We start from the raw sequence: 14,184 nt of genomic DNA on the forward strand, positions 1-14,184 counted from the left end.
GCCGCACCCTAACGTGCAGCTCTCGCTAACTAAGCAGCAACAGCCCTACCGAGTACCCCGCAACCGCAACGCCGACGGCATAAAGTACGAATCCTCAGGAATCGCCTGGCCAAAATCCACCGTCTGCGGTTCTTCGTTATCCAGGTTCTGCACGTAGTACCGCCGCGCCTGCAGGTCGTGGAATACATCCAGTGCACTCCAGGTAGTCGGCAAGTCGTAGAAGTTCTTCAAGTAAGCCATCGACACCCGCCACAGTTCGCCACGGCCGTCGTACTGATCAACCACTGCTGCGCCCCAGCTGTCTTCGTCGAGGTACAGCACGCGTTTGGAGTACAGGTGACGCGCCGTCGGTTTCAGGGTGCCTTCAACGACCCACACGCGGTGCAGTTCGTAGCGGGTGTATTGCGGGTTGAGGTGGCCGACCTTGAGCAGGTCGGCGTATTTCACGTCGGCGCTGGCGACTTTGTAGTTGTTGTAGGGGATGTAGATTTCCTTCTTGCCCAGCAGTTTCCAGTCGTAGCGATCCGGCGAGCCGTTGAACATGTCGGTGTCGTCCGCCGTGCGCAGGCCATCGGAGGATGAGATCGGTGTGTCGTAGGCCAGGTTCGGCGCGCGGCGTACGCGGCGTTGGCCGGCGTCGTAGATCCAGGCTTGGCGCGCGTCTTTGATCTGGTCGAGGGTCTCGTGTACCAGGGTCGCGCCACCGGCCAGGCGGGCCGGGCTTTTTACGAAGGTCAGGTAGTAGAACAGGATGTTCTTCAGGTCGGCGTACTGCCCGCCCTGGCGGTAGTAGTTGAACAGCCCTTCCTGCTGCGCCGTCACCAGGGCAAAGCTGCCATTGCGTTGCACGGGCGCTTCCGAGGCGCGGCGGACCACGTAGGTGCCACGGTAGCGGGTGATGTGGTTCCACAATGCCTCGACACCGCTTTGTGGAATGGGGAACGGCACGCCGCCAAAGGCGTCGGCGAAGCCGGTGCCACCGTCCAGCAACTTGGCGCTGGTGGCGTTCTTGAAGGTGTTGTCATACACCCACTGGGGTGCCGAGCCGGAACGCCGGCTTGGGTAGATGGGCATCTGGAAGGTGTCGGGGTAGCTGTTGAACAAGGCGATCTCGCCCGCCGTCAGGTTGGCCTTGTACTGTTCCAGGTTGGCCTTGGTGATGGTGAACAGCGGCTTGTCGCCGGCAAAGGGATCGACATGGTGCTTGCCCTTTTCATAGCCCTTGGGTGCCTGGGTGATGCCGCCTTCCCAGGTCGGGATGGTGCCGGCGGCATTGCCCGCGCGCTCGGCGCCGAACGGGGTGAGCTGGGTCTTGAGCTGTTGTGCGTCTTGAGGCGAGAGCGCAGCAAGCGCGTTGCCAGCGGCCAGGCCGAGGGCCAGGGCCAGGCTGGCGGTGAGCATTCGAGGTGTGTGGAACATGGCAAATCTCCAAAAAAACGAGGGCGGGCAGCCGCCCTCGCGCCGCAGCACGGCAGCGGCTTACAGGAAGTACTTGAGGTTGAAACCGATGTTGTCGCGGTCGCGGATCACGTTGTTCTGGCCGCCACCAAAGAACTCGGTGTATTGCAGCTCGGCTTCCAGCTTGTTCTGGTAGTTGGCCTTGAGCCCCAGGGTGTAGGCCTTGCGTCCCTCGATGTAGTTGCCGGCCTGATAGGAGTTGCCCTTGAAGTCGTCCTTGTAGACCACGTAGGGCGACAGGTTGACCCCGGCGTACACGTCGTTCCAGGTACCGTTGAACATCACCGTATAGCTGTAGGAATCACGGCTGACCTGGTCATCGCGCTCACCACCAGACACATAGGAGGTGTTACCGCTGCCCGCGTAGTAGCGGGTGCTGCCATCGTAGGCCTGGTACTTCAGGCTGCTGCCACGCAGGTGCTCGGAGGCCAGTTCGAACACGCCAAACAGCGAGTCGAAGCTCAGGCCCGGACCGAAGTTGTAGATGCTACCCAAGGAGGTGTTGAAGGCCTCGACGCGCTCGGAGTTGTCGATCTGGCTGTTGAGGTTGACCATCTGCCCGCCGACATTGATGTACTGCCCGCCCGCCGCCGCGCCGGCGCCATTGGCCAGGTCGCCGATCAGGTCGTTGGTGGCGGCGACACCGATGGGCAGGTTCGGCCGGTAGGCCAGCTCACCAAACACCGAGGCCTTGCCCAGGGTGGTGTTGAAGCTGAAGCCGTACATGCGGATATCTTCGGCATAGCGTCGGTGCGCCTGGATATTGCCCATCACGTCCACCGTCGCCAGGCCATTGGCCAAGGCCGCCGCCTGGCTGCCGGCCACCGACGACAGCATGCTGGTCAGCGCTGCCATGTCGATGCCTTTGTAGCCCGCCAGGTCAGCGGCAATGGTCGGCTCCTTGGCGTGGTAGTTGACCAGGTACAGCCCGAACTCGGTGCTGTTGAGTTCCTCGGCGATGTAGCGGAAGGCAAAGCCGTACTGGCCATCGTTGCGCGCGTTGTAGTCCTTGCCGATGGACGCCACCTTGAGGGTGTTGCCGTAGGCCGGGGTCATGCCGTTGGCATACAGCCCGGTACTGCGCAGCATGCCGCCGAGCATCGGGTTGTTGCCCAGGGCGTCGTATAACCCGATGACGTTGCCGCCGATGGGCGTCGGGGTGTCGAGAGCGCTGCCGGTGAAGTTGTTGTAGCCCGTGCGGCCGCCATCGGCGAACAGGTCGCTCTGGGAATAGAAGGTGCCGACCGGATCGATGCGGGTCTCCTTCCAGTTCCACTGGTAGAAACTCTCCATCGACAGGTTGTCGCTCAAGCCGATATTGAAGCTGATGGCTTCCACCGGCATCAGCACTTCCTTGACCTCGGCGCCCGGCAGCCGGTACTTGGCCGCGTCCACCGGGTTGGTGGTGTTGACCCCGCCGCGATAGAAAATGCCCTCGCCCCAGTTGAACACCTGGCGCCCCAGACGCGCGGTCAGAGGCATCTGGCCCACGTCCCAGTTGCCATAGATATAGGAGTCAAGGATCTCCACGCGGCTACCGGCGATGTCGCGGGTCTGGTCGGTGAAGTGGTCATCCTGGGGATGGCTCTGGCTGGGTTGCGACGGGTTGTTGTTGCGGTAGTAGTCGTTGCGCTTGTCCATGATCTGGGTGTCATAGAACCCCGTGCCACGCACGAACAGCCCGTAGTTCTGATAGTTGGCCTCCAGCTCCGAAGTGATCTTGTACACCTCGGAAACCAGCCCGGTATCGAAGTTGCGATTGCCGTCGTTGGTGTTGACGTCATCGTTGCCCTTGTCACGCCCCTGGACCCGCCACAGGCGCCCATACGACAGGGTGCTGTCGAACGAGCCGGTGACCTGGTTGTCCAGCACACTGAACTCCATGGCCTGCACGGTCCCGCCGCTGCACAGTTGCAGCAGGCCCACCAGGCCGACGCCCGCCCCCGTGGATTTAATGGACCATTTACCCTCGGATCCCGAGCCTTGCGCGCGCACTGTGGTGCTCATTGCCGTCTCTCCCCTGCAACTTTTTTGTTGTTATTGCACTGCGATGTCTGTTGTCACGGCGCCGGGCGGTCGAGGCCGGCCCTGACGTAGTTGCGACTGTGGGCGCCAAAGTGGCGCAGCAACTGCACCAACTGTTCGTTGAGCTGGGCATGGTCGTAGCGTTCGGCGGGCAATTGGTTGCCCGCACTGAAGCTCTGGGTCGCCCCGGGCGTCGCCAACCACTGGCCGATGGCCTCGTCGAACGCCACCGCCTGGGCATCCGCCTCGGCGCTGACTACCTGGCGCAGGTAATCGGTCGAATAAGCCGGGTAATCGGCGTCCCGGGAGGCGTCGGCATAGGCCGTCAGCATCGGGTTGCTCGCCCCCGTCAGCAGCAGGTGGCGCAGCCAGGCGAACTGGTAGCGCTCCACCTCGTTGTGGCGCGTGGCGACACGCTCGATCGCCGCCCGCTTGTCACTGTCATAGCCAGCCAGGGCCTTGCCCTCCATCAGCAGCATGCTGGTCAGGTCATCGCCCGGCAGGGTCGTGGCGTGATACGGCTGGGTCAGGTCCTGCAGGTAGTGCATGCCCCAGCCCAGGAAGCGATAGCCCCAGTAGGGATGGCCATTGGCAAAGGCAAAACGCGCCAGGCCGAAGTACTGGTAGGCCCGCCAGTCCGGCCAGTTGCGCAGCAGGAAGGGCGCTGCGACGTAGACCACCGCGCTCTCGTGGAAGAAGCCCATATGGAACGGCGCCTGGGAGCTGTATTGGAAACGCGCGTCGCCAAACGACTGCACGCCGAAGCCATACAACGCGCCGACGGCCCCCGGGTTATCGCTGAACAGATTGATATCGTGACCGTAGTCCGGCTCGTCCGCAGCGGTCGCCAGCACGGCCAGTGGCGCGACCTGCTGCCCCGGCTGCAGCTGAATGAAGCGCTGGCGATTCCACGGCGAAAGCGTCTGCTCGACCATCACTTCGGCGGCCTTGAGCTGCGGGCGCCCCGCCAGGTCCTGGCCGGGCATGGGCTGGATCACCTGGGCCAGGTGGATCTGCGGGTTGACCCGCAGGGCCATGAGCAAGTCCCGGCGCAGATCGGTCCCAGGTTGCGGCGCCAGGCGCAGGTTGTCGGGACGCGGCGGATAGTCGGGGAAGTGGCTGCGGGCGAAGTTCTCCTGCTCGTCCAGCAAAGCCACCAGGCCTGGATACTGCTCGGACACAAACTGCTCGAGGGACTCGACCGCCACCTCGGGCGCCTCGCGCAAGGCGGGCAAATCCCGCAAGGCCAGGTAGCTGCCCACGCTGTGATTGGACCATGCACCGGCCAAGGGCGACAGACTGCACAGCCCCAGGCACAGCAGCAACGACGGCAACTTCATGGCTTTACGCTCTTGTTGTAGATGCGTTCAGCCTAACAATCCGGGTACCCCCCGACACTGTCCGATCTTGCCAAAAAGACTCTCCAATAGCGCCATACAGCCTGGGTCTACGCCGGGTAGCCGGTAATCTCGCGAATACTCTGGTACAGCGGCTTGAGCTGGCGATACATGTGCAGGTAGACCTCGCGGTACAAGCGGTCGTACATCTGTTGCGCCTCAGGCTGGGGCATGAACACCTCGGCAGTGCGAGTCATGGCCGCGATGGCGGTATCGAAGTCCGCGTACAACCCAAGCCCCACCGCACAGGCAATCGCCGCCCCCAGTCCAGAGGCCTCGTAGACATGCGGGCGCTCGGCGGGCAGGCCGAAGATATCGGCGGTCAGTTGCATCGCCGCATCGCTCTGGGAACCGCCCCCGGCCACGCGCAAACGCTTGATCGACAGTTTCGAACGGCGCTCGATACGCTCCTTGCCCTGGCGCAGGGCATAGGCCAGGCCCTCGAGGATCGCCCGGTAGATATGGGCCCGGGTGTGCACGTCGCCAAAGCCGATCATCGCCCCCTTGGCCTCTACACCCGGCTCGCGGATGCCCGGCGACCAGTAGGGTTGCAGGGTCAGGCCCATGGAGCCGGGCGGCACCGCGTTGACCAGCGCATCGAACAACTGCTCCGGCTCCAGGCCCTGCTCCCGGGCCTGCTGCATTTCCCGCAGGCCGAACTCGTTCTTGAACCAACTGACCATCCAGTAGCCGCGATAGATCATCACCTCGCAGTTGTAGTGATCGGGGATTGCCGCCGGATACGGCGGGATCAGCGGGACTATCTCCAGGTAGCGCGAGCGCGTGGTGGTGATGGTCGCCGTGGTGCCGTAGGACAGGCACGCAGTCGTCGCCTCCACCACGCCGGAACCGAGCACTTCGCAGGCCTTGTCGGAGCCGGCGGCAATCAGTGGCAGGCCCTCGGGGATCCCGGTATGGCGGCTGGCCTCGGCGGTGATGCGGCCCAGTTCTTCTCCTGGCTTGTACAGGCGCGGCAGTTGCTGCGCACGCACCGCCAGGGCCTGCCATTTCCAGTCCCGGGGCGCGGCCCAGCGCAGGTGCTTGAAGTCGAAGGGCAAGTAGCCCACGCAGCACCCCACCGAGTCGACAAAACGCCCGGTCAGGCGATGGCTGAGAAAGCCCGAGAGCAGCAGGAACTTGTCCGTGGCGGCCCAGATATCCGGCTGATGCTGGGCGATCCAGTTGGCCTCGGCCTGGGCGCGGAAGTAGTCCACCGTGGCCTCGGCACCGATCAACTTGAACAGCCAGCCCCAGGGGCCCTTGATCCCGCCCTCCGGCTCGCACTGGCGCTGGTCGAGCCAAAGGATGGCCGGGCGCAGCGCCCGACCCTGGGCATCGACATTGATCAAGGTGCCGCGCTGGGTGGTCAGGGACACGCCACGGATCAGGCTGCGGTCGATGCCGGTCTGCGCCCACAACTGCTGGCAGGCCTCCCCCAGCTTGCTCCAGTAGTAATCCGGGTCCTGCTCGGCCCAGCCGGGCTGAGTGGAGTAGTAGGCCTGCAACTCGACCTTGCCTTTGCCCAGCAGGTTGCCCTGCAGGTCGAACAACAGCGCGCGGACACTCTGGGTGCCGTTGTCGATCGCCAGCACATAGTGTTTGTCGGGGGAATTGTTATCCACGAAGCTCTCTTTATTCATGACGCGCTCTTCAGATCGAGGCGGACGGGACGCTGTGATGGCGTTGCCAGAGTTGCAGGTAGCGCTGCTGTTCCTGTTCCCAGCGCGCGTCGTCCCAGCCCAGGCGCGGCTGACATAGCCGGCGGATGTCTGGCAGGTAGTGGGCGGCGCCGCCGGGCAGGAGCAGGCCGAGACGGGTGCGCCGCAACAACAGGTCGTCCAGGTGCAGGACCATCTCGGCCTCGGCGGCAAAGGCCAGCTCTGCCCACAGGGTATCGCTGGCGCCGACACACTCGCTGCCCAGGCTATGTATCAGGCTGGCCAGGCGGGGCAGATCGCGGCCATGGCGCCCGGCCAGGCGCCGCCTGCCGGCATCGCTCAGCCCGGGGATCGCCTGCCGCGACACAGCCTGGAACACTGGCGCGCCGTCATCCTCCAGGGTCTTCCCGAGCATCCCGGCACAGGCCCGCAGCACCTCGATGGCCTGGGGCCTGAAGGTGGTCAGCTTGCCCCCCGCCAGGGTCACGCAGCCCGGTTCCTGCCACAGCACATGCTCGCGGGTTTCATTGGAGGGTTTGGCCTGGGAATCGGCGGCGCCCACCACCGGGCGCACCCCGGACCAGGTGCACAGCACGTCCGCCGCCGTCACCTCGGCCTGGGGAAAGGGCTGGGCGCAAGCCTCCAGCAGGTAGTCGAGTTCTTCACGGGTAATGCTCGCCTCGAGGTCCAGGTCCTCGCGATGATCCAGGTCGGTGGTGCCCACCACGGTGGCCCCTTCCCAGGGAAAGACGAACACCGGGCGACCGTCGCGCCGATGCATAAAACTGAAGGCATGGGCCACCGGCAAGCGCCAGCCCGGCAACAACAAGTGGCTGCCACGCAAGGGCCGCAACTGCCGCTGCCCGCCGCCCGGTTGCAGGCGCTCAGCCCAGGCGCCGGTGGCGACCGCCAGCACCGCGCAACGCACTTGCATAACGGCGCCGCCTTGCGCGTCCTCGACCTCGACCCCACACACCCGCCCGTCCTCGCGCAGCAACTGGCGCACCCGCAGGCCATTGAGCGCCCAGGCGCCATCGGCTCGGGCCTCGGCCAACACGCGCATGACCAGGCGGGCATCGTCGGTCAGCGCATCGCGAAACTGCGACGCCCCCAGCAGCCCCGGCTCCATCAGCCCCGGCGCCAAGTAGCGCAGTTGTGCAGGCCGGTGGAACTGCCGGCTGCGGCAACCGGCCAGGGCGTCATACACCCGCAGCAAGCCGCCGAACACCCGCGGCCCGGGAAACCCGCCACGATAGTGCGGCATCAAAAAACTCAGGGGTTCCACCAACCCCGGTGCTTCGCCCATCAGGCGCTGGCGCTCGCGTACCGAATCGCGCGCCAGGCGCCACTGGCCCTTGGCGATGTAGCGCAGGCCGCCATGGACCATTTTTGAAGAACGGCTGGAGGTGCCCCAGGCAAAATCCCGTTGCTCCAGCAGCAGGCAGCGCCAGCCGCGCCGGGCCGCCTCGCGCAGGATCCCGGCGCCGCTGATGCCGCCGCCAATCACAATCAAGTCCCAGGGTTCACGCGCCAGTTGCGGCAACACGGCCTCGCGCCATTGGGCATTCCAGTCATCGCTCATGGGCCTAGTCTTCCAGCAGGGTGCCGGGGTTCAGACGCCCGGCCGGATCGAAATGCCGGCTCAGGCTGTGCAGCGCAGCCATCGCCAATTCGCCCTTCTCCCTCGGCAGGTAAGGCGCGTGGTCCTTGCCCACACCATGCTGATGGCTGATGGTGCCGTGGTTTTCGACGATGGTGCGGCTGGCCACCTGTTTGAGGGCTTTCCAGCGCTCCAGGGTGGCCGGGTAGTCCGCCGCCGGGCGGAACACATAGCTGGTGTAGATGCTCGAACCTTCGCCATAGACATGGGACAGGTGGGTGAACACATGGACGCGCTCGCCCTCGGCCGCCAGGCAGTCGCGCAGGCTGGCCTCGATCGCGTGCAGCAGGGCGTCGACATGGCACCAGTCGGTCGCGGTCTCCAGGGTGTCGACCACGTAGCCGGCATTCCAGAGGTTCTCCCGCAGGTAGGGGAAGCGAAAGCGGTTCTGTTGCCACTTTTTGCCCAGCAGGGTGCCGGTAAACACCCCGCCAAAAGCCTTGAGGTGCTGGCGCGCCTGGCGCAACGACAAGGCATTCTGCCGACGATTGCCGGTGACGCCGAAAGTCAGCAGGCATTTGCCCTCGCCAGCCCCGCGCAGTGCCAGGTAGCGTTCCAGCCAGGCGATTTGATTGGGATGGCCGGCCAGCGCCAGTTGGGTCTGGGTTTCCATGGCATTGGACAGGCGCAGCATCGACAGCGGCACCCGGGCCTGCACCAGTTGGCGGATCGCCTGCAGGGCCTTGGGCCAGTCTGGCAGGAATACGCCGTAGAAGCGCTCGTCCTCGGGCAACGCGCTGACCCGGACCTTGACCTGGGAGATGATGCCGAAACGCCCTTCACTGCCCAGCACCACTTCCCGCAGGTCGGGGCCCGCGGCCGAGGCCGGGAAGCTCGGGATTTCCAGGGGCCCGGCGAAAGTCTCCAGGGTGCCGCCGGCAAACAGTTGCTCGATCCGCCCATAGCGCAGCGATTGCTGGCCACTCGAGCGGCTGGCCACCCAGCCGCCCAGGGTCGACAGCTCCCAGGACTGCGGGAAGTGCCCCAGGGTGTAGCCTTTGGCACGCAGCTGGCTCTCCACCTGGGGCCCACTGGCACCGGGGCCAAAGGTAGCGATCAGGCTTTGTTCGTCGAGGTCGAGCAGGCGGTTCATGTGGGCCAGGGACACCGTCAGCACCGGGCGCGTGGATGCCGGCGGGTTGATATGCCCGGCCACTGAGGTGCCGCCGCCGTAGGGAATCAGGCACAGGTCGGCACTGTCGGCCAGGGCCAGCAACTGGCGGATCTGCTCGACAGTTTCCGGCAGGGCCACGGCGTCCGGGTACCGGCCGAGCGCACCTTCGCGCAGGGCCAGCCAGTCCGGCAGGCTCTGGCCGCGGGCATGCATCAGGCGATCCCGGGGCTCGATACTGTAAAGCGGATGGGGCGCCAGGCGCGACGCGGGCACCGCGGCCAGGGCGCGCTCCAGGCTGGCGTCCGGCAGGGTGTGCCCGTCGCCCAATCGCTCGCGCAGAAACGCGGCCCCATGGGCGGGCATCTCCATCTGCGTAGTTTCTTCGCCCCAGCCGTTCCAGCGTCGCATGCCTGTTTCTCCCAGCAGATCTTATGATTTTCAGTGCCCCCATACTAAACAGCCGGTGCGCGCTGTCACGGTCGCATCGGGACAGATGGAGTAGCCAATTGGGTCAATCGCTGTATTACCGGATGTATCCACGGGAGCATTTACTTTAGTCACGATTTCAAATTACCTTGCCTGCCATCGACGCGCGCAAGGCACTGCCGCCGGCAACACCCCGCAAGGAACCCGATCATGCAGACACTCGGCTCTACCTCCGTCCCCCCTCTGCTGAAGTACCTGCGCCATGCCGAACAGCTCGGCGTGGCAACCGCCCCCGCACTGGAGGCGGCCGGGATCACTGTCGGCCAACTGGACGACAACAGCCTGCGCCTGCCCGTGGAAGCCCACGAGCGCCTGCTGGGGTACTTCTGCGAACATTCCGGGGACTTGCTGTTCGGGCTCAATTCGGCGCGCTTCGTGTTGCCCAACTCATGGAGCGTGCTCGGCTACATCACCATGAACTGCGCGACCCTGGGCGAGGCGATGAACCGCATCATGCCGTTCGAAAAACTGGTGGGCGACATGGGCACCAGCCGCGCGGAAATGGTCCATGACCAGGTGCGACTGATCTGGAACTGCCGCCACCAGCAGCCTCAGATCCGCCGGCACATGGTGGAAAACGTCCTGGCGTCCTGGCTGGTGTATGCCCGCTGGATCGCCGACACCGAACTGTCGCCAAGCCAGGTGTTGCTCGAACATCCGCTGCCGGACGGCGCACAACTAAGCCAGTACGAGGACTTCTTCGGCTGCCCGGTGTTGTTCGAACAGCCCTGCTCGGCCCTGGTGGCGCCCTTGAGCTACCTGCAAACGCCCCTGCGCCAGGCCGATGCGCAATTGCTGCGCACCCTGGAAGAACATGCCCTGGCACTGATGGCCTCACTGGACGATTCAACCCTGGCGCTGCGGGTGAAAAACGCCCTGCGCCAGTTGCTCAAGGAAGGCCTGCCACGCAAGGAACAGGTGGCCGAGCAGTTCGCCATGTCGGTGCGCACCCTGCAACGCCAGTTGCAGCAGGCCGGCACGTCCTACCAGCAGATCCTCGACGACCTGCGCCAGGAACTGGCCGAGCACTACCTGCTGCACAGCGACCTGCCGATCCAGGACATCGCCCAATACCTGGGTTTCACCGAGCCGCGCTCGTTCCACCGCACCTTCAAGAGCCGCACCGGCATGCCGCCGGGCGAGTATCGGCAGACCCATCGGGGCAGTTGAGGCCGAACATCACAGGCGCTCCAGCCCCAACCCCTCAATCAAATCCTCCCCTGCTTCATCCGCCCGCCAGCGCCGACTGGAGATGCGCATGGTGTAGCGCCGCCGATACTCCGAAGGCGTCAGCCCCGTACTGCGCAAAAACAGGCGCCGAAATGCACTGGCATCTTGATAACCGCAGTACTCCATGACTTCCGTCAGGTCGATCAGGGTCACTTCCAGTAACTGCTTGGCGCGCTCAACCCGCAGGCGATGCAGGTAATCCAGGGGGGTCATGCCCTCCACCTCTTTGAAGTGACGCAGCAAGGTCCGCGGGCTGGCGGTCGCGGCCTGGGCGACCTCGTCCAGGCTGTAGGGCGTCTGAATATGCTGTTGCAGCCACTGCTTGGCGCGGAACACCACACTGTCGCGGGTTTTTACCGAGATGCCGGGGAAATTCAGGCTTGAGTGTTCAAAGCGCATCGGGTGATAAAGCAGGCCATTGGTCGCGACCTGGGCCATTTCTTCGCCGGCGAAGTGCCGGATCAACTCCACCATCAAATCGCAGACCGCCGCCGGGGCTCCAGCGGTGAACACCGGGCCGTCGACCACCACCGGGCCTTCCATCGCCAATTGCACCTTCGTAAAGGCGCACGCGAACCAATTGGCAATCATCCAGGTGACCGTCGCCCGCCGGCCATCCAGGACGCCTGCACGCGCGAGCATCACCGCGCCATTGAAGCTGGCGGCAATCACGCGCCCTTGGGCGTGGTAACGCGCGATGCAGTTCAGCTCGGCGGTGCATTGATCGAGAACATGGTTCAGGTCCGGCACGCTTTTCATCTGCACGCCGGGAACAAACAGGGCTGTCTGCGAGGGCCGCAGGGTTTTGCGGCCGGCGTTGGGCGGGCGCATTTGCGCCAGCCAGTCGGGAAGCGGCAGCTCATTGCCCGCCGCATCGATCAGGCGCCAGTGAAAAAACGCGCCGCGCTTATCCGGGTTGCGCAACTGCCAGAGGCTGTTAAAGGTGCGCAGCATGTCGATCACGCTAAACAGCGTGCCAGTAAGACTGTGCGGGCCATGCAATAAATCGACGCGGACATTCATGGGCTTACCTGGCGATATTGGATTTATTGTTGGCGATATTAGCCCTGCCTTTTCACGCTGTCTCCCGACCGCTCGCCCAGCCTGCGTGATGCTCCTTTAAAAACAGGGTCGAACCGCCTTTTCACCTGGCTTTTAACAGTCAATTGCCCGGGATTTTTACTGGCGATATTGGCTTTATCGCTGTCGGTACTCGCCTTATTACCGAGACCGCTTCGACGATAGACTGAAAAACACCTGAGCTGCGCAAAGAAAAAAACAAGGGTATCAGTCAGTGAAAACAACAATAAGAAACACCGGCAAGCCTGTGATGGCAGGGTTGGCCACGGCCTTGCTCAGTGCTGGCATCGGCACTCCAGTCACCGCAGGAGAACTGGTGTTCAGTGACCTCAAGTCAGGGCTGGGGAATGGCATGCAATGGCAACATGAAGACACCCGCCTGCAGGTAAAAGGCGCCTTGGCCCTGGGCACAGTGCGACGCATGGACGACCCGAGCCACCGCCTGACCAGTGCCGAATACGGTATGAACCTGTTCAACGACGGCAACCTCAACTACAAGCGCGGCGATGCGGTTTCAACGTCAGCCGAAGCCTACCTGCAAGCGGACCTCAGCCACCGTAACCTCGGGGTTTTCGTCAGCGCAAAGGGTTGGTACGACTACACCCAGAAACACCAGGACGTCGGGCATGGCAGCGTCCCCAACGGCTATCGCTCGGGAGAACCACTCAGTGATTCGGGGTTCGATTCCCTGGCGCGCTTCTCCAATGCGGTGTTCAACGACGCCTATGTCTACGGCAATTTCCAGCCCGCCGGGCATGATCTGCTGGTGCGCCTGGGCGACCAGGCGATCCCTTGGGTCACGCCCACCACCATCAGCGGTGGCTTGCAGGCAGTGAACGCGTTTGACTGGGCCGCCGCACGCCGCGCCACCTCGATTGCCGAAGCCCGCACCGTGCCGATGCCGACCCTGTACGCCAAGCTGGCCCTGACCGAGAACCTGTCGGTGGATGCGTTCAATCAGTTTGAATTGCGCCCCAGTGCCTACTCTGGCTGTGGCACATTTCTGTCGACCAGCGACTACGCCCAACCCGGCTGCAACCAATTTATCCTTAACGGCAGCGTGATGAGCGCGATAGCAGGCCGACCGATCTCGACCACTGACGGCCAGGCCCTCAACAACCCCTTGGATCACGTGGCCCGCGGCCCGGACCATCGCCCAGGCAACAATCAATACGGCGCCAGCCTGCAGTATTTATGGAAGGACGTCGGGTTGTTCGGCTTGTATTTCGCCGACTACAGCAGCCGGGAAGCGCTGACACAAGTCATGCGTACCGGCCCCGGCGTACTGACACCACCGGCCGCGAACGTGGGGCAGGCAACACCCACTGGAGTGGCGGCCTATTATCAACGCGCCTACCCAACCCGCATTCGCCTGTACGCCCTCAACTTCAAGACACGGCTACCGGGCGGCACCGGGATTTATGCCGAATACAGTTACCGCCCCAATCAACCGATCGCCTGGAACGGCGCTGACTTTATTGCCGGGCTGCTCGCCGGCAGCGGGCCGATGGGCTACCTGTCCAAAACCCCGACGGGCTACCTGGCAAGCGGCTACGACCGCTTCCACGTCAGCCAATTGAATCTCGGCGCCAGCCACCCTTTTGGCCAAGTGCTGGGCGGTGCGATGAAGCTATCGGCAGAAGCCGGGTTGAAATATGTACATGACCTGCCCGACACCGACCAGATCCGGTACGGACGCCCCGGTTTTGGCAGCGCGCCCTACGGCAAAGCGGCGAAGTGCACAGGCCCGGCGGCCAGATGTGCGGATGACGGATTTATCACGCCGTTTGCCTGGGGTACCCGTATCAAAGGGGAAATCAACTACAGGAATGTGTTGCCCGGGCTGGACCTGACGCCTTCGCTGACACTCGTCTATGACATCGAGGGGCACGCCTATGACGGGGTATTTTCCGAAGGCCGCTACGCGCAAATACTCGGTGTGAACGGTGATTACAAAAGCACTTACACCTTCGATCTCAGCTACCTGAACACCGGTGGCGGCGATTACAACCTAGTGGCAGATCGAAGCCTGTTGGAGGCCAGTGTCGGTATTCGCTTCTAGCAGCCCCCCTTAAA

Annotated in this window: 9 protein-coding genes; 2 read left to right on the forward strand and 7 right to left on the reverse strand. The window is 63.9% G+C overall.

Translation table 11 applies throughout. From position 1 onward, the window contains the following. Window positions 1-45: 45 nt before the first annotated feature. From ACSSVH_RS23045 to ACSSVH_RS23070, 6 genes are all read right to left on the reverse strand, one after another. On the reverse strand, window positions 46-1,419 hold the full coding sequence (locus ACSSVH_RS23045; protein ID WP_169951279.1) for a DUF1329 domain-containing protein: 1,374 nt from the start codon (window positions 1,417-1,419) through the stop codon (window positions 46-48). 60 nt (window positions 1,420-1,479) lie between these two features. Beyond that, window positions 1,480-3,465 (reverse strand): DUF1302 domain-containing protein, encoded by a 1,986-nt coding sequence (locus tag ACSSVH_RS23050; RefSeq protein ID WP_492633782.1) that lies wholly within the window; start codon window positions 3,463-3,465, stop codon window positions 1,480-1,482. 53 nt (window positions 3,466-3,518) lie between these two features. Then, complete coding sequence (locus tag ACSSVH_RS23055) at window positions 3,519-4,823, reverse strand: phospholipase (RefSeq protein ID WP_492633783.1); 1,305 nt, start codon at window positions 4,821-4,823, stop codon at window positions 3,519-3,521. A gap of 107 nt (window positions 4,824-4,930) precedes the next feature. Then, a complete protein-coding gene (locus tag ACSSVH_RS23060; protein ID WP_170041662.1) occupies window positions 4,931-6,520 on the reverse strand; it encodes an FGGY-family carbohydrate kinase in 1,590 nt (529 codons plus the stop codon). Between the two features lie 10 nt (window positions 6,521-6,530). Continuing rightward, the gene (locus ACSSVH_RS23065; RefSeq protein ID WP_170058475.1) at window positions 6,531-8,120 is read right to left on the reverse strand and encodes a glycerol-3-phosphate dehydrogenase/oxidase; all 1,590 of its coding nucleotides are present in this window, start codon (window positions 8,118-8,120) and stop codon (window positions 6,531-6,533) included. 4 nt (window positions 8,121-8,124) lie between these two features. Continuing rightward, window positions 8,125-9,720, reverse strand: coding sequence for an FAD-binding oxidoreductase (locus ACSSVH_RS23070; RefSeq protein WP_492633784.1), 1,596 nt, complete (start codon window positions 9,718-9,720; stop codon window positions 8,125-8,127). A 228-nt stretch (window positions 9,721-9,948) separates the two neighbouring features. Here ACSSVH_RS23070 and gliR point away from each other — a divergent pair, with 228 nt between their 5' ends. Continuing rightward, window positions 9,949-10,968: an AraC family transcriptional regulator GliR gene (gene gliR / locus ACSSVH_RS23075; RefSeq protein WP_170041659.1), complete on the forward strand. Its 1,020-nt coding sequence runs from the start codon at window positions 9,949-9,951 to the stop codon at window positions 10,966-10,968. A 9-nt stretch (window positions 10,969-10,977) separates the two neighbouring features. On the opposite strand, the gene ACSSVH_RS23080 is transcribed toward gliR, so the two are convergent. Then, window positions 10,978-12,051 (reverse strand): GlxA family transcriptional regulator, encoded by a 1,074-nt coding sequence (locus ACSSVH_RS23080; protein ID WP_169951292.1) that lies wholly within the window; start codon window positions 12,049-12,051, stop codon window positions 10,978-10,980. 307 nt (window positions 12,052-12,358) lie between these two features. Between ACSSVH_RS23080 and ACSSVH_RS23085 the strand changes: the two genes are divergently transcribed. Further along, a complete protein-coding gene (locus ACSSVH_RS23085; protein WP_169951413.1) occupies window positions 12,359-14,170 on the forward strand; it encodes a DUF1302 domain-containing protein in 1,812 nt (603 codons plus the stop codon). Window positions 14,171-14,184: the final 14 nt, after the last annotated feature.

It is taken from the genome of Pseudomonas sp. HC1(2025) (assembly GCF_058742075.1).

Coding starts and splice junctions, on each gene's coding strand:
- ACSSVH_RS23045 (WP_169951279.1), bottom strand. CDS start 1,419: ATGTTCCACACACCTCGAATGCTCACCGCCAGCCTGGCCCTGGCCCTC.
- ACSSVH_RS23050 (WP_492633782.1), bottom strand. CDS start 3,465: ATGAGCACCACAGTGCGCGCGCAAGGCTCGGGATCCGAGGGTAAATGG.
- ACSSVH_RS23055 (WP_492633783.1), bottom strand. CDS start 4,823: ATGAAGTTGCCGTCGTTGCTGCTGTGCCTGGGGCTGTGCAGTCTGTCG.
- ACSSVH_RS23060 (WP_170041662.1), bottom strand. CDS start 6,520: ATGAATAAAGAGAGCTTCGTGGATAACAATTCCCCCGACAAACACTAT.
- ACSSVH_RS23065 (WP_170058475.1), bottom strand. CDS start 8,120: ATGAGCGATGACTGGAATGCCCAATGGCGCGAGGCCGTGTTGCCGCAA.
- ACSSVH_RS23070 (WP_492633784.1), bottom strand. CDS start 9,720: ATGCGACGCTGGAACGGCTGGGGCGAAGAAACTACGCAGATGGAGATG.
- gliR (WP_170041659.1), top strand. CDS start 9,949: ATGCAGACACTCGGCTCTACCTCCGTCCCCCCTCTGCTGAAGTACCTG.
- ACSSVH_RS23080 (WP_169951292.1), bottom strand. CDS start 12,051: ATGAATGTCCGCGTCGATTTATTGCATGGCCCGCACAGTCTTACTGGC.
- ACSSVH_RS23085 (WP_169951413.1), top strand. CDS start 12,359: ATGGCAGGGTTGGCCACGGCCTTGCTCAGTGCTGGCATCGGCACTCCA.